This is a genomic window from Flavobacterium sp. (assembly GCF_044341265.1).
In the GTDB taxonomy this organism is placed as follows: Bacteria; Bacteroidota; Bacteroidia; order Flavobacteriales; family Flavobacteriaceae; genus Flavobacterium.
In genome coordinates this window covers 76160-96727 of record NZ_JBIISA010000012.1, presented here as the reverse complement: position 1 = coordinate 96727, position 20568 = coordinate 76160, and the positions used below count along the sequence as shown (strand labels likewise).

At 31.6% G+C, this 20568-nt stretch carries 19 protein-coding genes and 1 pseudogene; 4 read left to right on the top strand and 16 right to left on the bottom strand.

The features are described 5' to 3' along the window. Window positions 1-120 precede the first annotated feature (120 nt). Window positions 121-666, top strand: a pseudogene (locus ACIQ06_RS08120) (DNA/RNA non-specific endonuclease); the annotation flags it as partial. A 1-nt stretch (window position 667) separates the two neighbouring features. Here ACIQ06_RS08120 and rodA read toward each other — a convergent pair. The 6 genes from rodA to purH are packed head-to-tail and all read right to left on the bottom strand — an operon-like array spanning window position 668 to window position 7905. Next, window positions 668-1933: a rod shape-determining protein RodA gene (gene rodA / locus ACIQ06_RS08115; protein WP_396145281.1), complete on the bottom strand. Its 1266-nt coding sequence runs from the start codon at window positions 1931-1933 to the stop codon at window positions 668-670. Between the two features lie 12 nt (window positions 1934-1945). Continuing rightward, window positions 1946-3916 carry a penicillin-binding protein 2 gene (mrdA, locus tag ACIQ06_RS08110; protein ID WP_396145279.1) on the bottom strand — a complete coding sequence of 657 codons (1971 nt, stop codon included), beginning with the start codon at window positions 3914-3916 and terminating at the stop codon, window positions 1946-1948. Continuing rightward, on the bottom strand, window positions 3913-4419 hold the full coding sequence (locus tag ACIQ06_RS08105) for a rod shape-determining protein MreD (RefSeq protein WP_344815341.1): 507 nt from the start codon (window positions 4417-4419) through the stop codon (window positions 3913-3915). The genes mrdA and ACIQ06_RS08105 overlap by 4 nt, the downstream gene beginning before the upstream one ends. Further along, window positions 4412-5239, bottom strand: a complete 828-nt coding sequence (gene mreC / locus ACIQ06_RS08100; RefSeq protein ID WP_396145276.1) for a rod shape-determining protein MreC — start codon at window positions 5237-5239, stop codon at window positions 4412-4414. Before mreC ends, ACIQ06_RS08105 begins: the two co-directional genes overlap by 8 nt. Before the next feature lie 53 nt (window positions 5240-5292). After that, window positions 5293-6321, bottom strand: a complete 1029-nt coding sequence (locus ACIQ06_RS08095) for a rod shape-determining protein (protein WP_298302974.1) — start codon at window positions 6319-6321, stop codon at window positions 5293-5295. A gap of 57 nt (window positions 6322-6378) precedes the next feature. Then, entirely contained in the window at window positions 6379-7905 is a 1527-nt protein-coding gene (gene purH / locus ACIQ06_RS08090; RefSeq protein WP_396145274.1) for a bifunctional phosphoribosylaminoimidazolecarboxamide formyltransferase/IMP cyclohydrolase, read from the bottom strand. A gap of 228 nt (window positions 7906-8133) precedes the next feature. On the opposite strand from purH, the gene ACIQ06_RS08085 reads away from it, so the two are divergent. After that, entirely contained in the window at window positions 8134-9381 is a 1248-nt protein-coding gene (locus ACIQ06_RS08085) for an ABC transporter permease (RefSeq protein ID WP_396145272.1), read from the top strand. Between the two features lie 111 nt (window positions 9382-9492). Here the strand turns inward: ACIQ06_RS08085 and accD are convergent, their stop codons facing one another. Genes accD through ACIQ06_RS08070 form a run of 3 tightly spaced genes read right to left on the bottom strand, consistent with a single transcriptional unit; the run spans window position 9493 to window position 14063 of the window. Then, a complete protein-coding gene (accD, locus tag ACIQ06_RS08080; RefSeq protein WP_298302955.1) occupies window positions 9493-10347 on the bottom strand; it encodes an acetyl-CoA carboxylase, carboxyltransferase subunit beta in 855 nt (284 codons plus the stop codon). A 51-nt stretch (window positions 10348-10398) separates the two neighbouring features. Continuing rightward, window positions 10399-11466, bottom strand: coding sequence for a class II fructose-bisphosphate aldolase (gene fbaA / locus ACIQ06_RS08075; protein ID WP_396145271.1), 1068 nt, complete (start codon window positions 11464-11466; stop codon window positions 10399-10401). Window positions 11467-11516: 50 nt separating this feature from the next. Then, a complete protein-coding gene (locus ACIQ06_RS08070; protein WP_396145269.1) occupies window positions 11517-14063 on the bottom strand; it encodes a BamA/TamA family outer membrane protein in 2547 nt (848 codons plus the stop codon). 36 nt (window positions 14064-14099) lie between these two features. Here ACIQ06_RS08070 and ACIQ06_RS08065 point away from each other — a divergent pair, with 36 nt between their 5' ends. Continuing rightward, the gene (locus tag ACIQ06_RS08065) at window positions 14100-14828 is read left to right on the top strand and encodes a TrmH family RNA methyltransferase (RefSeq protein ID WP_396145267.1); all 729 of its coding nucleotides are present in this window, start codon (window positions 14100-14102) and stop codon (window positions 14826-14828) included. Here the strand turns inward: ACIQ06_RS08065 and ACIQ06_RS08060 are convergent. The 4 genes from ACIQ06_RS08060 to ACIQ06_RS08045 form a co-directional block, all read right to left on the bottom strand. Next, complete coding sequence (locus ACIQ06_RS08060) at window positions 14825-15529, bottom strand: porin family protein (protein ID WP_396145265.1); 705 nt, start codon at window positions 15527-15529, stop codon at window positions 14825-14827. The genes ACIQ06_RS08065 and ACIQ06_RS08060 overlap by 4 nt on opposite strands. A gap of 37 nt (window positions 15530-15566) precedes the next feature. Next, entirely contained in the window at window positions 15567-16298 is a 732-nt protein-coding gene (gene ubiE, locus ACIQ06_RS08055; RefSeq protein WP_396145263.1) for a bifunctional demethylmenaquinone methyltransferase/2-methoxy-6-polyprenyl-1,4-benzoquinol methylase UbiE, read from the bottom strand. Window positions 16299-16509: 211 nt separating this feature from the next. Beyond that, complete coding sequence (locus ACIQ06_RS08050) at window positions 16510-16992, bottom strand: dihydrofolate reductase (RefSeq protein WP_396145261.1); 483 nt, start codon at window positions 16990-16992, stop codon at window positions 16510-16512. Then, complete coding sequence (locus tag ACIQ06_RS08045; protein ID WP_396145259.1) at window positions 16992-17324, bottom strand: 2TM domain-containing protein; 333 nt, start codon at window positions 17322-17324, stop codon at window positions 16992-16994. Before ACIQ06_RS08045 ends, ACIQ06_RS08050 begins: the two co-directional genes overlap by 1 nt. 237 nt (window positions 17325-17561) lie before the next feature. Between ACIQ06_RS08045 and ACIQ06_RS08040 the strand changes: the two genes are divergently transcribed. Beyond that, window positions 17562-17858, top strand: a complete 297-nt coding sequence (locus ACIQ06_RS08040; protein ID WP_396145257.1) for an isoamylase early set domain-containing protein — start codon at window positions 17562-17564, stop codon at window positions 17856-17858. A 53-nt stretch (window positions 17859-17911) separates the two neighbouring features. Here ACIQ06_RS08040 and ACIQ06_RS08035 read toward each other — a convergent pair whose 3' ends face one another. The 3 genes from ACIQ06_RS08035 to ACIQ06_RS08025 form a co-directional block, all read right to left on the bottom strand. Then, window positions 17912-18856 carry a TonB family protein gene (locus tag ACIQ06_RS08035; RefSeq protein ID WP_396145255.1) on the bottom strand — a complete coding sequence of 315 codons (945 nt, stop codon included), beginning with the start codon at window positions 18854-18856 and terminating at the stop codon, window positions 17912-17914. Between the two features lie 105 nt (window positions 18857-18961). Next, complete coding sequence (locus ACIQ06_RS08030) at window positions 18962-19786, bottom strand: thymidylate synthase (RefSeq protein WP_396145253.1); 825 nt, start codon at window positions 19784-19786, stop codon at window positions 18962-18964. Between the two features lie 43 nt (window positions 19787-19829). After that, window positions 19830-20450: a bifunctional nuclease family protein gene (locus ACIQ06_RS08025; protein ID WP_298302924.1), complete on the bottom strand. Its 621-nt coding sequence runs from the start codon at window positions 20448-20450 to the stop codon at window positions 19830-19832. Window positions 20451-20568: the final 118 nt, after the last annotated feature.

Sequence of the window (20568 nt, the reverse complement as noted above, 5' to 3'; positions counted from 1 at the left end):
AATAAAAAACAGTTGCAAAAAGTAAAACGCTTATAACGGATGTATAAAATCCTACTATAAGCGTTTTTTTATTCTCTAAAAAACGGTGCTAATCAAAATAAACGATGTTTTTCAGTGCCCTCCGATTATGATAGACCTTTTTTTATTGAAGATGAAAAGGTAAATACTGGTTCTGCTGATTGGAGAAATTACAAACGTTCTGGTTATGATAAAGGTCATTTATGTCCGGCTGGTGATATGAAATTTTCTAAAGAAGCTTATTATGAAACTTTTTTAACATCAAATATATCTCCGCAAAAACATGACTTCAATGATGGAATCTGGAATACTTTAGAACAAAAAGTTCGTTATTGGGCATCAAAATATGATGGGATTTATGTTGTAACAGGAGGTGTTTTGAATGATAATTTAAAAACTATTGGAGAGGAAGATGTTGCTGTTCCTGAATATTTTTACAAAGTTTTATTAGATACTTCAAGAAGTGAGTATAAGATGATAGGCTTTTTGGTTCCGGCGGTTGATAGTAATAAGCCGCTTTACGAATTTGTTGTTCCGGTTGATGAAATAGAAAAAATGACCGGAATTGATTTCTATCCGAGTTTGAATGATAAAATTGAGAATAGTTTGGAAAAAAGTAGCGATTACAAATCTTGGAGTTTTAATTAAACTACCATTCGTTTACTTTATTTGCATCCATTTTTAAGAAAATAAATAACAATATTGTGAAACCCCAAAGTCCGGAACCTCCATATGAAAAGAAAGGTAACGGAACCCCAATTGTTGGGAATACACCTACAACCATTGCTATATTTACAAAAAAGTGAATAAAAAGAATTCCGGCGACGCAATAGCCATAGACTCGACTAAACTTAGTCTTTTGTCGTTCTGCCAAATATATTACTCTTAAAATCAATCCAACAAACAATCCTATAACGAAGATAGAGCCTAAGAAACCCCATTCTTCACCAACGGTTGTAAAAATATAATCGGTGTGCTGTTCTGGTACAAAACCTCCTTTTGTTTGTGTTCCTTCTAGGTAACCTTTTCCAAAAAATCCTCCCGAACCAATAGCAATTTCAGATTGATTTGTGTTGTATCCAACACCTTTCATATCAACTTCTTTACCAAGGAGAATGTTGAAACGATCTCTATGGTGTTGTTTGAACACATTGTTAAAAACAAAATTTACAGAAAATGAAAAAGCAGTAATAACAATCAAAAGAATAGCACTTGCAATAATGTTTCTGTCAACTAATCTGCTTCTAAAATAGTTTATAATTAATACTAAAGCTGTAATTCCTATTACAATGTATGGGTTATTTGTTGCTAAAGTTAGAACGAATAAAACTATGGCAATAAAACCAGTAAGTAAATACCAACCAGGCAAACCTTCTCTGTAAAGCACTATAAAGAATACACTATAAATTAAGGCGCTTCCAGGATCGGGTTGTGGAAGGATCAACATCACAGGAAGGAAAATGATGATTAAAACTTGAATTTGCCTATTAACGTCTTTTAAGTTAACCTGAACATCACTTAAGTATTTAGCTAAAGCTAGTGAAGTCGCAGCTTTTGCAAACTCTGAAGGTTGTAAGGTAAAACTTCCAATAGCATACCAACAACGCTGGCCAGCAATAGTTTTTCCGAAAAGGAATAATCCAATTAATGATAAAAGTGCTACTGCAAAAATAATTATAGAATACTTTTCATAAAATTTAGCTTCTACTGATAAAACGATGAAAATGATAGGAATGGAGAAGGCAATGAAAAGAAATTGTTTTCCATAAATTTGAGTAAAATCAAAAATAGAGGCATCTTCTGAAACGGTAGACAATGATGACGAATAGATATTTAGCCATCCCATTACAACTAATGCAATGTAAATGACAATACTAATCCAGTCGATATTATTGGTTACACTTTGGTTTCTCATTTTTAACTTAAACTAGGGATTTTGTAAAGTATCAATTTTAATTTCTTTTTTCAAAACTCCGTTTATTGAATCTCTTGTTCTTTTAATTTTTGCTAAACTATCTTTAATTCTATTATTAATTAATGAAATACTATCCTGATGTTTTCTTGGATATAACTTGTCGTATTGAGCTTTCAAACTTCCAGTTAACATTCTTTTTTCGAAATCAACTTTAGTGATTTTTTTGTTCAAATATTTCTCAATCATCAAAGTTGTAATTGGTCCAGCCCAACGTTTACCCCAATATCCATTTTCAACAAATACTGCAATTGCAATTTTCGGATTGTCTCTTGGAGCAAAAGCGACAAAAATCGAGTGATCTTGAAGTTTGACGCGCTTACCATTAACTTTCAAATAATTCTCTGCTGTACCTGTTTTTCCGCAGATTTCAATTCCTGCAACTCCAAGTCCTGAAGCTGTTCCGCCTGGACCATAAACTGCATTCATACCTGTGATTATTGGCTCAAAATATTTTCTATCAATCGTAGTAGTATGTTTGGTTCTGTATTTTTTATCAATAATATTACCTTTAATTCTCTTAACAATGTGAGGTGTATAATAATAACCTCTATTAGCAACGGTAGCCATAAAATTGGCGAGTTGAATAGGAGTCATCAAAACTTCTCCTTGTCCAATGGCATTTGATACAATGGTTTTTCCATCCCAATTCCATCCATTATAAACCCTATTATAGGTTTTAGAAGTTGGTATGTTTCCTTTTTTACCAATTGGTAAATCATAACCCATAAAAGCGCCTAAACCAAAACTTTTTAAATGGTCTGCCCATCTGTCAACTGCATAACTATGGTCTTTGTATTTATTAATCAATTTGATATAACAATTAGAAAAATAGGTATTACAAGATTGATAAATTCCTCTGTGTAATTGAACTGCTCCACCAGAACAGTGACATTTCATAAAACGTCCACGAGCATAACTAAAACCTCGATGACATGAAAATCGTGTACTATCAGTGACAACACCTTCTTGTAAGGCAATTAATCCAGTTAGAATTTTGAAAGGAGAACCTGGAGTGTATTCTGCCAAAAGACCTCTGTCGTATAATGGTTTTGCTATAGAGTCATTATGAAGCAAAGTATAATTTTTTGAACGTTGTCTACCTACTAACAAAGCTGGATTAAAACTTGGAGCACTTACTAATGCTAAAATCTCACCGGTTTTTGGTTCGATTGCCACAATTCCACCCCATTTATTAATCATTAATTCTTCACCATATTTTTGAAGTTCTCCATCAATAGTTAAAGTTAAATCGCTTCCTTGTTTGGAAATCGTATCGTATTTTCCTTCTTTATAAGAACCAATTTCTCTATTGAATTTATCTCTTAAAATGTATTTTACACCTTTTTGACCTCTTAAGAATTCTTCATAACTTTGTTCGATACCTTGTTTTCCAATTAAATCACCTCCAATGTAGTATGGATTTTTTTTAACGATATTTTCATTTACTTGAGTGATGAATCCAAAAACATTGGCACCATAATCAACTTGATAATCTCTTAACGAACGTTTTTGAATATAAAAACCACCAAATTTTCTAATTTTTTCTTGAAAAGCAGCATATTCCAATTTGTTTAATTGAGGTAAAAAAACAGATGGAAGCATTGGACTATAGACTTTAGCTTTATTAATTTTTTTGATAAAAAATTCTTTGCTAATATCAAGTAGTGAACAAAACTCTAAAGTATCTATGTTTTTTACATCTTTTGGCACAACCATAATATCATAGGATGGTTGATTGGCAATTAATAATTTTCCATTTCTATCATATACATAACCTCTTTCAGGATAATCATATTTGATTTTAATGGCGTTATTCTCCGACTTTAGTTTGAAAGAGTCGTCTATAACTTGCAAATAAAAAATTCTTAGCAACAACAAAGATGCTGCTATAATTACTACAGAAGGTAATAATGCTTTTCTCATCGTTTACTTGGCTTGATTAAGTAAATAATTAAGATACAAATTATAATAGTAAAAATGGTGCTAATAATAGTTCTAAGAACAATATCCCAAAGGTATTCAAAAGTAAAAACTTCAAGAACAAAAAGTGTTAAATGATGTATTATTACTGCTAATAGGATAAATGAAAAACGCTCTGGTGTTAAAGTATCATTCAGTCTAACAGTTTGATATTCATAACTTAATCCGAATGAAAATTTAAAAATAGATGGCCTTACAAATGCTAATAGTAGACAAGCTGCAGCATGGACTCCTCCAGAATTACAAAATAAATCCATCGTAATACCTAGAAAAAAACTTGACATTAGTAAAGCATATTTATTTCCATTAACTGGATAAAGAATAATAAAAAGGATGTAAGGAAACGGATTGATATAACCTAAGAAATTGAAATTATTAAAAATAACAACTTGTACCGCAAGCAGTAAAATAAAACGGGCCATATTGAACAACATAGCACTATTCATTTTTTTGAGTCTTCTTTTCTAAGTTAATGATTTCTTCTCTATCTTTATTTCTGATGATGTATACGTGACCTAAACTTGTCATATCATTGAAAAGTCTTACGTCTATCATGTACAAATTAGTTTCATTGTCGATGTAAATTTTTTCAATGGTTCCAATTCCGATGTTTTCTGGAAAGATGGTAGATTGTGCTCCGGTAACAATAGTATCACCTTTTCTAACAGTTGCCAATCTTGGGACGTCTGTTAGTTGAACAAAACCAGTATTTTTACCATTCCAAGTTAATGAACCAATATGATTAGATTTTTTAACTTTAGCATTTAAAGGAGATTCTGTATTTAAAATACTCAATACAGTACTGTAATTTGCTGAGGTATTTTCTACAACTCCTACAATTCCTAAACTATTGATTACACCCATTTCTGGTTTAACACCTTGATTAGATCCAGAGTTTAGCGTCAAGAAGTTAACCTGATTGCTATAAGAGTTTTTGATAACTTTCGAAATAATGATGTCGGTTTTCTTAACACCTTTAATAGAATCTAAATTTGGGACTTTTGTAGAGTCTTTAATATTAAAAAGCAATCCTTTCAAACGAGCATTTTCTTTTGCAAGTTCTTCGTTTTGTACTTTTAAATTGAAATAACCTTCCACATTGCTCGTCATTTCATAAACACCTCCAGTGAAGAAATTAGCAGAACTAATAACTTTACTTTTGTGATAGGAATGCGATTGAATGGTTAAAGAAACAGCTATTATCATAAGCAGCAAAAACAGCATACGATAGCTGTTTTTAAATATGAAATTAAATATTTGCTGCATCTTTTAAAGTATTCAGTGGTCAGTTTTCAGTTTTTAGTATTTGTATTTAAATACTATTTTATAAGAATGCTTCTAAATTTTGGGATGTTTTTCAACGCCATACCTGTTCCTCTTACAACTGCTTTCAAAGGATCTTCAGCGATGTAAACTGGTAAATCTGTTTTAAGAGAAATACGTTTGTCTAATCCGCGTAGCATCGAACCACCACCAGCTAAATAAATACCAGTATTATAAATATCAGCAGCTAATTCTGGCGGAGTTTGTGATAAAGTCTCCATCACAGCATCTTCAATACGTTGAATTGATTTATCTAAAGCTTTAGCAATTTCTCTAAAAGAAACTTCTACTTGTTTTGGTTTACCTGTAAGTAAATCTCTACCTTGAACTGACATGTCATCTGGTGGAGAATCTAAAGTATCTGTAGCGGCACCGATTTGAATTTTGATTTTCTCTGCAGTAGTTTCTCCAACAAATAAATTGTGTTGTGTTCTCATGTAGTAGATAATATCATTTGTAAAAACGTCACCGGCAATTTTTACCGATTTGTCACAAACAATTCCACCTAGAGCAATTACAGCAATTTCTGTTGTTCCACCACCAATATCAACAATCATGTTTCCTTTTGGTTGCATAATATCGATACCAATACCGATTGCTGCAGCCATTGGCTCATGAATTAAGTAAACTTCTTTTCCGTTTACACGCTCACACGATTCTTTAACCGCACGCATTTCTACTTCTGTAATTCCTGATGGAATACAAACCACCATACGTAAAGCAGGAGTAAACATTTTTTTCTTTAAAGCAGGAATACTTTTGATAAACATGCTAATCATCTTTTCTGATGCATCAAAATCGGCAATAACTCCGTCTTTTAATGGTCGAATGGTTTTGATGTTTTCATGGGTTTTACCTTGCATCATGTTGGCTTCTTTACCAACTGCGATGATTTTTCCAGTGATTCTATCTCTTGCAACAATAGAAGGACTATCAATAACAACTTTGTCGTTGTGAATGATTAGTGTATTAGCGGTACCAAGGTCAATTGCTATATCCTCGGTCATGAAATCAAAAAATCCCATATTCAAAAAAGGGTGTTTAGTTTGTTAATTTTTTATCAGCCTACAAAAATAATAAAATTAATGTTTAAAATGACGTGTTCCTGTAAATACCATTGCAACTTTATTTTCGTTACAATAATTGATGCTCAATTCGTCTTTTATAGAACCTCCTGGTTGAATAACAGCCGTAATTCCAGCATGATTTGCAATCTCTACACAATCAGGAAATGGGAAGAAAGCATCGCTTGCCATCACAGCTCCATGTAAATCAAATCCGAAAGTGTTTGCTTTTTCAATGGCTTGTTTTAAAGCATCTACACGAGAGGTTTGTCCCGTTCCAGAAGCAATTAAAGTATTGTTTTTGGCAAAAACTATAGTATTTGACTTGGTGTTTTTACAGATTTTAGAAGCAAACAATAAATCTTCTACTTCTTGCTCTGTAGGTATTGTTATAGTAACGTTTTTTAAGTCTTGTTTAGTATCTGTGACGTTGTTTTTATCTTGTACCAACAATCCGTTTAAACAAGTTCTTACTTGGCGTTGAGGTAAAGGTACATCATTTATTGTCAATACAATTCGGTTCTTTTTTTCTTGTAGAATATTTAACGCTTCGTCATCATAACTTGGTGCAATTACTACTTCACAAAATAAAGAATTGATTTCTGTAGCAGTGTCAGTATCAATATGACCATTTGCCATTAAAACTCCGCCAAAAGCAGAGGTTGGATCACAAGCTAAAGCAGCAAGATAAGCTTCTTTCATTGTTGGTCTTGTTGCCAATCCGCAAGCGTTATTGTGTTTTAGAATGGCAAAAGTTGGTTCGTTGTTTTTAAATTCTTCAATCAAATTTACAGCAGCGTCAACATCTAGCAAATTGTTGTACGATAATTCTTTTCCGTGAAGTTTGGTAAACATAGCATCAAAATCGCCAAAGAAGAATCCTTTTTGGTGTGGATTTTCTCCATAACGCAATACTTGTCCATTAGCAATACTTTCTTTGTAATAAGTATCTTCTGTATTAAAATAATTGAAAATAGCCGTATCATAATTAGATGAAACGTGAAACGCTCTTGTTGCTAAATATTTTCTTTGTTCTAATGTTGTTGCGCCGTTTCCTTCAGTAATCATTCCTAAGAACAATTCGTATTCTGCAACTGAGGGAACAATTACGGTGTCTTTAAAGTTTTTTGCAGCAGCACGAATTAAGGAGATACCACCAATATCGATTTTTTCGATAACATCGGTTTCATTTGCACCAGAAGCTACTGTTTTTTCAAACGGATATAAATCAACAATGACCAAGTCGATTTGCGGAATCTCAAACTGTTTCATTTGTTCCACATCGGTTGGATTGTCTTGACGGTTTAAAATACCACCAAAAATTTTAGGATGTAATGTTTTTACTCTTCCACCAAGAATCTCTGGAAAAGCAGTAATATCTTCTACAGGAACTACAGGAATACCAAGATTTTTAATGAATTCTTCGGTTCCTCCAGTAGAATAAATGGTTGCGTTTTGTTTGTGAAGTTGTCTCACAATAGGCTCTAATCCCGTTTTATCAAATACCGAAATAAGAGCAGATTGAATTGTTTTTGTAGTGCTCATTGTGTTGTGTTGTTAAGCACGCAAAAGTAGTTTTTTTTATCGGATTTTATTTTAGTTTTTTGTAGAATATTTTAACAAAATTGGATGTTTTTTAGGTTTATAAAATGATAGTTATTAGTTGATTTTTCAAAAATATTATGACAACTTACAATTTCACTTTATTTTCTGTAACAATTACATCATTCTATTTACTAATATCTTAAATTTGACCTAGAAAATAAAACCGATATGCTTGTTTACCTTCGATTATTGAGTGAAAGTTTCAGTTTTGCAATGAATGCGTTGCGAAACAATAAGTTGCGTACACTTCTTTCGCTGCTTGGAGTAACGATTGGAATATTTTCTATTATTGCTGTTTTAGCAGCAGTCGATTCGTTAGATCAAAAAATCAAAAAGGAGTTAAGTAGTTTAGATAAAAATACTATTTATTTATTCAAAGGTAGTTTTGGTCCTTCAGAAGTACCAAGATGGAAGCGAGAGCAATTTCCAGATGTGACTTATACAGAATATGAATATCTTAAATCATCACTTCCAGACGCGCAAGAATTAGCTTTTCAGATTTTCTTGAGTTGGGAAACCGTAAAATATGAAGAGAAATCGGTTAGTAATGTAAATGTGGTTCCGGTTTCTTATGAGTTTATTGATATTCAAGGTTTAGAATTTACCGATGGACGATTTTACAACGAGTCGGAATCGAATTCTGGTGCTGCTGTAACGGTAATTGGACACGAGTTAGCCAACAGTCTTTTTGAAAATATTGATCCTATCGGAAAAGAAATCAGACTTTACGGACAACGTTTTACTGTGATTGGCGTGTTGAAAAAACAAGGCGCTGGAATGTTTGGTGACGATGATACTTCGGCATTTATTCCTGTGAATTTCATTAGAAGAATGTATGGCGATAATAACGATTCGATGACGCCTGTAATAGTTATCAAACCCAAAAAAGGCATTGATATGGAAGCCTTTAAAGCCGACTTAAAACAAAAATTACGTACGTTTCGTGGTGTTAAAACTGGTGAAATTGATAACTTTTTTGTGAACGTTTTTTCTGGATTTACCGATTTGATTGATGGCGTAATTGGTTTTATGAATCTTGGCGGATGGGTTATTGCAGGATTTTCTCTTTTGGTTGGAGGTTTTGGTGTAGCCAACATTATGTTTGTTTCTGTAAAAGAACGAACCAACTTAATCGGAATTCAAAAATCACTTGGTGCAAAAAATAGATTCATCTTATTTCAGTTTTTATTTGAAGCCGTAATCTTGTGTTTAATTGGCGGATTGATAGGAATTTTTCTAGTCTGGATTATTGCAATTACCTTAACAAAATTACTCGACTTTGAGTTTGTGTTGAGTTTAAGCAACATTATGCTAGGCTCAGGTTTAGCTATTATAATTGGATTAATTGCAGGAATTTTACCAGCCATCTCAGCTTCAAAACTTGACCCAGTAGAAGCTATTCGTAGTGGAATGTAATTTGGAAGTACGAAGGTAGAAGTAAGAAGTACGAAGGTTAAAATAAATATATACAAAAAAAAACACAAAGCGATCACTTTGTGTTTTTTGTTTTTAAATATCTTTTAAAATCTATCTAATTTCTTGATTCAAAATTAAATCAATGTATAGATTGATTTTGTCTTTTAGTTCTTTTCTTGGAGTAATAAAATCTAAGAAACCATGTTCTAACAAAAATTCTGATGTTTGAAAACCTTCTGGTAAATCTTTACCTGTGGTATCACGAACTACTCTTGGTCCAGCAAATCCGATTAAAGCTCCTGGTTCAGCGATATTAATATCACCTAACATAGCGTAAGATGCTGTAGTTCCACCAGTCGTTGGGTCTGTACATAATGAAATGTAAGGAATTTTTGCTTCGGCTAATTGAGCTAATTTTGCTGAGGTTTTGGCTAATTGCATCAATGAAAAAGCCGCTTCCATCATACGAGCACCACCTGATTTTGAAATCATTAAAAACGGTACGTTATGTTTGATAGAATAATCAATTCCACGAGCAATTTTTTCTCCAACAACCGCACCCATTGATCCACCAATAAAGGCAAAATCCATACAACAAACCACTAAATCTTTGCCTTTAGATTTTCCAACGCCTGTTCTAACCGCATCTTTCAATTTGGTTTTGTCCATAACGTCTTTCAATCGTTCAGAATATTTTTTAGTATCTGTAAAGTTTAAAGGATCTTTAGATGTCATTTTAGCATCCAACTCTTTGAACTCGTTGTTATCGAACAAAATTTCGAAATATTCTTTACTTCCAATTCTAACATGAAAATCGTCTTCTGGACTTACCCAAAGATTTCTTGCTAATTCGTCAGTATCAATAATTTTTCCTGTTGGCGATTTGTACCACAATCCTTTAGGAACATCTTTTTTGTCCTCAGTTGCAGTAGTAATTCCTTTTTCTTTTCTTTTAAACCAAGCCATAATTTCAGTATTCAGTTATCAGTGTTCAGTTATCAGTTAATTCTAAAATTACTAAAGTGTGTTCACGTTGTTTAAATCAGCAAATGCTTGCTCTAATCTTTTGTTGAAAGTAACTTCTCCTTCACGAACCCATTTTCTTGGGTCATAATGTTTTTTATTTGGTGAATCAGCACCTTCTGGATTACCGATTTGAGTTTTTAAATACTCAATATTGTTTACCATATAATCACGAATTCCTTCAGTGAAAGCAAATTGTAAGTCAGTATCAATATTCATTTTGATTACACCATAAGAAATAGCTTCTCTAATTTCTTCTAATGTAGAACCTGAACCTCCGTGGAATACAAAATCAACAGGATTAGCACCAGTATTGAATTTGTTTTGAACGTACTCTTGAGAGTTTTTCAAGATTTTTGGAGTTAATTTTACATTTCCCGGTTTGTAAACACCGTGTACATTTCCGAAAGAAGCTGCGATTGTGAATCTTGGACTTACTTTTAAAAGTTCTTCATAAGCATAAGCAACTTCTGAAGGTTGTGTATATAATTTAGAACTATCAACGTCAGAATTATCAACTCCGTCTTCTTCACCACCAGTAATTCCTAATTCGATTTCTAAAGTCATTCCCATTTTACTCATACGAGCTAAATAAGTTTTACAGATTTCGATATTTTCTTCAATTGGTTCTTCAGACAAGTCAATCATGTGAGAAGAATACAAAGGTTTTCCTGTTTCTGCAAAATGTTTTTCAGAAGCATCTAATAAACCATCAATCCAAGGTAATAATTTTTTTGCACAATGGTCTGTATGAAGAATAACAGTTGCTCCATAAGCTTCTGCTAAAGTATGAACGTGTTTTGCTCCAGCAATTCCACCAGCAATAGCCGATTTTTCGCCAGCATTTGAAAGTCCTTTTCCAGCATTAAATTGTGCTCCACCATTTGAAAACTGAATGATAACAGGTGCATTTAATTTGGCTGCTGTTTCTAAAACACCATTGATGGTACTTGAACCAGTTACGTTTACCGCAGGAAGCGCGAATCCTTTTTCTTTTGCATAAGCAAAAATTGCTTGAACTTCATCTCCAGTGGCAACTCCAGGTTTGATATTGTGTGACATCTTGTAGTTATGTTTTTTAGTTAAGTTTACAAAAGTAATAATTTCTAAAATTAGAAAGGATAATTTATTCCAATATTTAATACTGATTTAGAAAAATTCAATTCTCTAAACCATCTTTCATTTTCAATTTTTGAAGGATTATAGGTTTTAAATCCGAGGTCAAATCGCACTACAAAAAGACCTTGGTCGTATCGTAAACCTACTCCAGTTCCTACAGCAAGTTCTTTCATGGATTCTAATCCTTTAAATTTATTTGCTTCGTCGGTAACATTGTCAAAAACATTCCAAATATTTCCGATATCAGTAAAAATCGCACTGTTGAATTTTCCGAATAAATTATATCGAAGTTCCGCACTAAAAGCTAGTTTCATGTTGGCTTCATTAAAGTCGTTGATAGCGCCACTGCTTCCTGGACCTAAACTATAAGGTTGCCAAGAACGGTTATCGTTTGATCCACCAGAAAAATAACTTCGAGAGAAAGGAATGCTATTCGAATTTCCATAAGGAACAGCTATTCCAGCAAAACTTCTCATAGCAATAACTTTTTTTGTACCAAAATTCCAGTGTTTAATAAATTCAAACTCGCCTTTTATGTATTGAGAATATTCTACTTCAAAGAAAGTGTTGGCGCCAGATTGATTTTCAAGTTGTTTAGAAGCTCTTGCCAAGATTGAAAGTAGATTTCCTGCAGATTCAATTTTAGTTTTATACGAATAGAAACTATTGTCGTTTAGACCTTTGCTAGTGGTTTTAGAGTAGCTTATATTCGTCGCAAAAATCAAGTTATTTTCGGTTAATCTTTTTCGTCTTTCTTCAATACTTCTAATGGTTTTTAAATCGCTTGCGCTTATAGAACTTGATAAAGGACCAAATAAAGCATCGTTTACAAAACCATCTGTTCCTGTTCCAATAATCAATTTATTATTGTCAAAATAGTTTGGATTACTTGGATAATTGTTTGCTAGAAGATTCAAAACATTATAAGAAGATTGATAAATATTGAAATAATTTCCAATGTTTACATTTTTAACAAATTGAATATTCAAAATATCAAATCGGAATGCAGTATTTATTTTTGGTGTCCAATTGTAGGAAAAAGCACTTGTAAAGTTTTGTTTGTCCAATCCGATGTTTCTTTGTTTTGCAAAACCTACACTTATAGAAGTAGATGGAATCATACTTTTTGCAATAATTTTTTCTGTATTAAATGGGAAGAAAATTCTCGGAAAATTCAACTTAGCATCAATACCAATTTCTGAAATGTTGAAAAAAGTATTGTTCGGATTAGCATTATCTCTTGAGGCTCCAACGTTTCCTCTAAATCCAAGTTCAAAAGTTTCTGCTCCGTTAAATACGTTTCTAATTCCCATAGAAGTGTTTCCAGAAATACCAAAATCTTGAATATTAGAATGTGTGAAATCTACAGATGCTCCAAAAGTATATTTCTTTCTTGGAGTTAAGAAAATATTTGCAATCAAAGCATTTTCATCTTTAGGGTCAACTTTATATTGAATTGTTGGATAGTTAAATACTTTTAGATTACTCAAATATCGAGTGGTAAGCACATTAGAATTATCAGAATACAGACTTCCTTTGGTAATGAAAACTGCATCTGTAATTGCTTTTGGACGGTATTTTAATTTGTTTTCGCTATACAAGAAAAAGTCTTTATATTCTAGACTATCTTTTATTTTTATATCGTTCTTGTTAGTTGTGTGGTCAGTATAAATGGCAACTTTACTTATTTTATATAATTTAAAAGGAGCGGTTTTAGAAGAATCATCTTCTCTGTAAGAATAATCTTTTATGAGTAATTTTACATTTACTTTTTTGTTAGTGTCAATAGTGTCTAACTTGTAAGTAATATAATTTTGTTGAAAAAGGAACGCACCGTTATTTCTAAAATGGGTTGTGATTCTATTTCTTTCATTATTAAAATCTTCTGTATTGTATTGTACATTTGATTTAATAATCGAATTGCTTTTTCTTGTTTGATACAATGAATCTAGCGCCGGAGTTTCAATTACGGTTTTTAGAGAATCAATTATGTAAGGTTTTTTTAAATCAACATTATATTTAATACCAATTATTTTAGAAACACTAGTATCTCTTGTGTAATTTGCTTTGACATCAAAATAACCTTTGTTGTAATAGAAAGATTCTAATCTTCTAAGTGATTTTTTTGTGCTAATTGTATCAAAAACCACTGGAGCTTCACCAGTTTTCATCAAAAAATTACTAAATCCAGAAACTAAAAAGGATTTTCCAAGGCGATCAACTTGTTTTTCAGATAGTAATTTGGCTAGATTTTTTCTGCGATTAGGTTTTTTTGCCAACCATTTTGCATAAGAAGTGTCGGCGTTTTTCTTTGCCAGATTGTATAAATTTAAACGCAAACGATAGCCAAGAATCGAACTATTGGGTTTTTGATACAATTGAATAAACACATCTTCTTGCTTGGTCTCTTTATTATCAACGGTTATTTCGTTTTTAACAAGAAGTCGTTTTCCAGCAGGCACTTTTTTTGTGACATTACAAGAGACAATTATGAGTCCGATTAAAATAAATAATGATATTTTTGTAACGTGTTTTTTCAATGGGTTGGAAAATTTAATTCAAAAGTACATTTTTTTATGGTTAGTAAAAACCAAATAAAGCTAATTACGAGTTTACAACAAAAAAAATTCAGACAAATTCATCAATTGTTTATTGCTGAAGGTGTAAAGGTAATCCAAGAACTCTTACAATCAAATTTTGTGCTAGAACATTTGTATGTAACACAGAATATTTTTGAAACAATAAGTTCTGATAAAAAAACACAAATTTCGGATCAAGATTTGAAAAGAATATCTTGTTTATCAACGCCTAATAATTGTTTGGCATTATTTCAAATTCCTGAGCAAAAACCAAGAAATGATAAGGGTTTAATAGTTGCGTTAGACGACATTAGAGACCCTGGAAATTTAGGTACAATTGTTAGATTGTGTGATTGGTATGGCATTGATCAAATGGTTTGTAGTGAACAAACAGTTGATGTTTACAATCCAAAAGTGGTTCAGGCAACAATGGGTTCGATTTCGAGAGTTTCCGTAGCTTATTTAGATTTAGAAAAATATCTAAAAAGAGCAAGTACTCCAATTTTTGGAACTTTTATGGATGGAAAAAATGTCTACAAAGAAAATTTACCTCAAGAAGGAATTTTAGTTTTAGGTAATGAAGCCAACGGAATTTCAGAAAAAATAGAAAAATTAGTTTCCGATAGATTGGCTATTCCAAGATTTGGTGATTTACAACAAACAGAAAGTTTGAATGTAGCAACAGCAACCGCAATTTTCTTAAGTGAGTTTAAAAGGAATTCTTAGTGGAAAGTAAAATTTACAAAAATTCCACGAGACTGCATAGATTTGATATTTCCTGTCCAAGGACTATTTGGGTTGTTGTCACGAATTAGCTCGTCATTCAAGCCAAAAACACCTCTAATAGATGGTGAGAATTTGAAATATTCTAAATATAAATCAACTCCAAAACCAATTTGATAGTTTTGTGTCCAAGGTTTCACTCTAAAACGCTGTTGGTAGTTATCGTCCAAAGATTTTGAATTACTTGCAAGGTTTAATGTTGCAGAAACTCCACCTACAAGATAAGGTCTAATATTTCCAGTTCTTAATGAAGAAAACTTCACTAATAATGGAAAATCAATATAAGTAGATCTTACTTCTCGTTCGGCATCAAGTTTTTTGATAAAACCAGAGTAAGTTAGATTTCTTTGTGAATAATAAAGACCTGGTTCAAATCTTAAATCAATGTGCTCATGAAGTCTCAGGTTTCCTACTAAACCAACATTAAAACCAGTATTTCGTTTTACTGCAATATCAACATCTGGCGTGTCTAAATAATCAATTTTAAAATCATAGATATTAAATCCTAGAAAATAACCCCAATGAACTCGCTGTTTGTCGAAGTTTTCTAAATTCAAAATTGGGTTTTTAGAAAAAATTCCTTTAGATTGCGAGTGCGTCGTAATGCTAAGTAATAATAGTATAATATTAAGTAGTTTCTTCATTTTAATTTGGCTTGAACTTAATCAAACGTACCTATTTTTATTTTTTTGATGCTTTGTAAATGGTTGCAACTCCAAATGTTTGTGGCATTGCTTCAACATCTATAAACCCAATTTTTCTCAAAATATTGTTTAACTTCTCACCATAAGGAAAAACAGAAGCAGATTCAGATAAATATCCGTAGGCAACATTGTCTTTCGAGAAAAGTTTTCCAATGATAGGTAAAATATTTTTACTATAAAAATTATATCCTTGTTTGAAAGGTGTTTTTTCTGGGACAGAAGTTTCTAAAATCACAAAAATTCCTTGTGGTTTCAGTACTCTCAAGATTTCTGAAAGTCCTTTTTCAAGTGTTTCAAAATTTCTAATTCCGAACGAAACTGTTATTGCATCAAAGTGATTGTCTGGAAAAGGCATGTTTTCAGAATCACCTATTACCATGTCGATAATATGGTCTAATTTTTTTTCAGCAATTTTCTTTTTTCCTACTTCAAGCATTCCAGCAGAAATGTCCAATCCAATGATTTTTTTGGCTTTTGTTTTGGTCATTAATATTGCCAAATCACCAGTTCCTGTAGCAATGTCTAAAATGTTTTCAGGGTTTTTCGCACTTACAAGATCTAAAACTTTCTTACGCCATTTTACATCAATTCCAAAAGAAATTACACGGTTTAAACCATCATAATTTTCTGAAATGTTATCGAACATTTGAGTAACTTGTTCTTTTTTTCCTAAAGTAGAATCTTTATATGGAGTAACATTTTTTGACATTTTCAGCGCTTTTAGGGTGCAAAAGTACAAATAATAAAAATTGAAAGTGCATTAAACAAAATACAATTTAAAGTTATAGATTTTTTAAACACAAAAGTCACATAAGGATATTTTCTTATTGACTAAAATAAATTTACTTAGTAGAATCAAATAAAATTAAGGACAAAAACTTTTGTGACTTTTGTGTTAAAATTATTTGCTTCTGAGTAAACTACTTCTTTACAAAAGTTTGAAAGGTAAAATCAAAATTATGTTTTTCGTCTTTGGTGTGAAATTCTTCAAAAATTAATTCCCATTCGTTGAGATTGATTTCTGGAAAATAAGCATCTGCATCAAAATTAGCATGAACTCTTGTTAGTTCAATTTTGTCAGCAAAATCAATAGATTGATTGTAGATTTCTGCACCGCCAATGATAAAAACTTCTTCGTCTTTTGGGCTAATTTCAATTGCTTTTTCTATTGAATTTACAACGTGACAGCCTTCAACTTTGTAGTTTTTTTGTCTTGTAATAATGATGTGAGTTCTGTTGGGTAATGGTTTAGGAAAACTTTCAAATGTTTTTCTACCCATAATAATATAATGACCAGAAGTTATTTGTTTGAAACGTTTAAAATCGTTAGGTAAGTGCCAAACTAATTGATTGTCTTTTCCTAAAGCATTATTTTCAGCTGCAGCTGCTATGAGAGTTATCATTAAACAATTTTTTTATTTTCAACTTCGTTTTTAAGTTGTTCTATTTTTTTTTCTTGCATGGTCATCAAACGATTAATCTGTTCTCTTTCCCAGTTTTTGTTCATGAAACTATCTGTTATAAAGACTTTGATGAAGTGCAAAATAAAGATGAAAAACCATGCTGTTATAACCCAAATATACCAATTTGTTGGTTCTCCAACATTCATCCATTTATTCAATGCAAATATAAAAAGACCTCCAAGGAAAAATAAAACAAAATGAAAATACAATCCTTTTTTTTGTTTAATTCTTCTTCGTGCGTATTCATACATTTCGTGTTGTTCTGTATTCATAAGTCGAAAATTTGAATTTAAAGATACAAATATTTTTGAAATTATAAAAATGGTAAATGGATATTATTTATTAAGAAAACGTTTTCTTATTTTAATATCAAAATTTAACTGCTTAAAAATTAAGAATGTATCTTGTTTTTTTGAGCAAATATGATAAAATAATAATTCGTCATTTCGATGTAAAATCTATATTTTTATTCCTTTACTTTGTTGCATTAATCTATAAATGAAATAGTTATGGCAATTAAGAAACAATTTATAAAAACAAAACCAGTTTGTAAAGTTACTTTTTCACTAGAAGCAAAAGAAGCAAATGCAGCTGCTGTTGTTGGTGATTTCAATAATTGGAATCCATCAGAAGGAGAATTATCTAAGTTAAAAAACGGAACGTTCAAAGCGGCTTTCGATTTACCAAAAGATAATTCATTTGAATTTAGATACATCGTTGATGGTTCTTATGTAAACGAACCAGAGGCAGATAGCTATCGTTGGAATGAATTCGCAAATGCTGAAAACAGCGTTTTAGAAGTATAGGTTTAGTTTGTTTGTTTAAAAATCCGTTTGGCAATTTTGTTAAGCGGATTTTTTTATCTACTAAAATCTAGTTGGATTGGGATATTGAATGAGCATCTTACTTTTCTCCCTTTTTGCAGCGCTGGTTTCCAGTTTTCATAACTTGTTAATATTCTGATGGCTTCATTGTCTAGTTCTGTTCCAAGGCTTCTTACAATTTTTGGTTCTGTAATTTTACCTTCTTTATCTACAACAAAAGCTACAATTATTTTACCTTGTATTTTGTTCTTGTAAGCACTATTGGGTGCGTTAAAATTTTTTGATATATACTTGTAAAAGTGTCCCATTCCTTTAATTGGCTCTGGTTTAACTTCAAGACTTGTATATTCATTTTTAGTACCATCAGACTCAATGCTTACTCCAGAAACTAATTCACCATCAGTATAAGTTTCTTCATAACTGAATGTATTTTTTAATGAATTTCCAGTCCATTTTCCATCCTTAAAACCGTTTCTATAATTTCCTTTTTCATTTAAATATTCACCATTAGATTCTAAAAAACCATTACCATTGTCAACTGTTTTTTCGCCTTTTTCATTCCAGTAATTAATCATTTTTTGATGTTTTGCTGAGCCCCAAGAGACATCAAAATAGGAACTTTCTTCTTTTGGATTTCCATTTTCATACCATGTAAAAAAAGTACCTACAGGTTTTCCGTTATCATAAGTAATTAAACTTCGCTTATTACCGTTCTTGTAATAGGTGATGGATTCGCCATTAAGTTTTTGTGCTTCGGCATCGGAGTAAGAATAACTTTGAATTAAATGGTTTTCTTTGTCAAATGTTTGTAAAGTATACTTCTCTTGCTCCAAATTTTCTTTTTTGAATACTTCATATTTGAAAAAATTTTCTTTGGTAGCTGGTTTTCCTAAGGAATCAAGATATTTAATTGCAGACATCATTTCTTGTCCAAAAACCATTTTTGAAAAAAGCAGAAAGAAAAGAATAATTTTTTTCATATGTTTAAATTTTATTTTTTAGAGGTAACATATGGTATCGCCTTTTTAATCATTGGTGTTTGTTTGCAATAAACTTGTTGTTAGTGGCGATTTCATAATATAAATTTATACAGCAACAATTCCTTTAATATGTGGATGAGGATCATAACCTTCTAAAGTAAAATCTTCAAAAGTAAAATCGAAAATATTTTTCACATTCGGATTTAAAATCATTTTTGGAAGTGGTTTTGGTTCACGAGACAATTGCAATTCCACTTGTTCAAAATGATTGTTATAAATGTGTGCATCACCAAATGTGTGAATGAATTCGCCAACTTCTAAATCACAAACTTGTGCTATCATCATGGTAAATAATGCGTAAGAAGCAATATTAAATGGAACACCTAAGAAAATATCGGCACTTCTTTGGTACAATTGACAAGATAATTTTCCGTCGGCAACATAAAACTGAAAGAAGGCATGACATGGAGGTAAAGCTGCTTTTCCATTGGCAACATTTTCAGAAAATGATTTGGATGTATCAGGTAAAACCGATGGATTCCATGCTGAAACCAACATTCTTCTGCTGTTTGGATTGGTTTTTAAAGTATCGATTAATTCAGTGATTTGATCAATTTCTTCACTGTTCCAATTGCGCCATTGGTGACCATAAACTGGACCTAAATCGCCATTTTCATCAGCCCATTCGTCCCAAATTTTTACGCCATTTTCTTTTAAATAGCCTATGTTGGTATCGCCTTTCAAAAACCAAAGTAATTCGTAAACTATCGATTTTAGATGTAACTTTTTAGTTGTAACCATCGGAAAACCGTCAGCTAAATCAAAACGCATTTGATAACCAAAAACACTTTTGGTTCCTGTTCCTGTGCGGTCGCCTTTTTGAGTTCCGTTTTCTAAAACGTGTTTTACTAAATCGTGGTATTGTTTCACTTTGAAAAAGGTTTAAAAGTTTATGTGTTTAAAAGTTTATGAGTTACGATTCTCTTTTTGAAATTTCATCTCTTATTCTTGCAGCTTTCTCGTAATCTTCGTCTTGAACTGCGCTTTCTAAAAGTTCGTGAAGTTCAGATAAACTTAGTTTAGCATAGGAATTTTCAGTATTTGAATCGCTTTCAATTCCAAAAGTTTCTGGTGTTGAAAGTGCTCCTTCATCTTCTGTATTTTCAGTTTCAGATGGATTGGCATTCAAATAAATTCCGGCTTTATCAAGAATGTTTTTATAGGTAAAAATCGGTGCAGAAAAACGCAATGCTAATGCAATAGCGTCAGAAGTTCTAGCATCAATAATCTCTTCAATTTTGTCTCTTTCACAAATGATACTTGAATAGAATACACCATCAACTAGTTTATGAATGATGACTTGTTTAACTACTATATCAAATCGGTCTGCAAAACTTTTAAATAAATCGTGCGTTAATGGTCTTGGAGGTTTGATTTCCTTTTCTAAAGCTATTGCGATGGATTGTGCTTCAAAAGCTCCAATAACGATTGGTAGTTTTCTTTCTCCATCAACTTCGTTTAAAATCAAGGCATAAGCTCCATTTTGGGTTTGACTGTACGAAATTCCTTTTATGGTAAGTTTTACTAAACTCATTTTTATATTTTATCAAATTTGGAAAACAATAATACTTTGTATTTGTATTGATTGCAAAGTAACAAAAAACTTTCTCTTTTTTAAACAAAAAAAATAAGCTACCTAAAAATAATTTCAG

Coding starts and splice junctions, on each gene's coding strand:
- rodA (WP_396145281.1), bottom strand. CDS start 1,933: ATGAGAAACCAAAGTGTAACCAATAATATCGACTGGATTAGTATTGTC.
- mrdA (WP_396145279.1), bottom strand. CDS start 3,916: ATGAGAAAAGCATTATTACCTTCTGTAGTAATTATAGCAGCATCTTTG.
- ACIQ06_RS08105 (WP_344815341.1), bottom strand. CDS start 4,419: ATGAATAGTGCTATGTTGTTCAATATGGCCCGTTTTATTTTACTGCTT.
- mreC (WP_396145276.1), bottom strand. CDS start 5,239: ATGCAGCAAATATTTAATTTCATATTTAAAAACAGCTATCGTATGCTG.
- ACIQ06_RS08095 (WP_298302974.1), bottom strand. CDS start 6,321: ATGGGATTTTTTGATTTCATGACCGAGGATATAGCAATTGACCTTGGT.
- purH (WP_396145274.1), bottom strand. CDS start 7,905: ATGAGCACTACAAAAACAATTCAATCTGCTCTTATTTCGGTATTTGAT.
- ACIQ06_RS08085 (WP_396145272.1), top strand. CDS start 8,134: ATGCTTGTTTACCTTCGATTATTGAGTGAAAGTTTCAGTTTTGCAATG.
- accD (WP_298302955.1), bottom strand. CDS start 10,347: ATGGCTTGGTTTAAAAGAAAAGAAAAAGGAATTACTACTGCAACTGAG.
- fbaA (WP_396145271.1), bottom strand. CDS start 11,466: ATGTCACACAATATCAAACCTGGAGTTGCCACTGGAGATGAAGTTCAA.
- ACIQ06_RS08065 (WP_396145267.1), top strand. CDS start 14,100: ATGGTTAGTAAAAACCAAATAAAGCTAATTACGAGTTTACAACAAAAA.
- ACIQ06_RS08060 (WP_396145265.1), bottom strand. CDS start 15,529: ATGAAGAAACTACTTAATATTATACTATTATTACTTAGCATTACGACG.
- ubiE (WP_396145263.1), bottom strand. CDS start 16,298: ATGTCAAAAAATGTTACTCCATATAAAGATTCTACTTTAGGAAAAAAA.
- ACIQ06_RS08050 (WP_396145261.1), bottom strand. CDS start 16,992: ATGATAACTCTCATAGCAGCTGCAGCTGAAAATAATGCTTTAGGAAAA.
- ACIQ06_RS08045 (WP_396145259.1), bottom strand. CDS start 17,324: ATGAATACAGAACAACACGAAATGTATGAATACGCACGAAGAAGAATT.
- ACIQ06_RS08040 (WP_396145257.1), top strand. CDS start 17,562: ATGGCAATTAAGAAACAATTTATAAAAACAAAACCAGTTTGTAAAGTT.
- ACIQ06_RS08035 (WP_396145255.1), bottom strand. CDS start 18,856: ATGAAAAAAATTATTCTTTTCTTTCTGCTTTTTTCAAAAATGGTTTTT.
- ACIQ06_RS08025 (WP_298302924.1), bottom strand. CDS start 20,450: ATGAGTTTAGTAAAACTTACCATAAAAGGAATTTCGTACAGTCAAACC.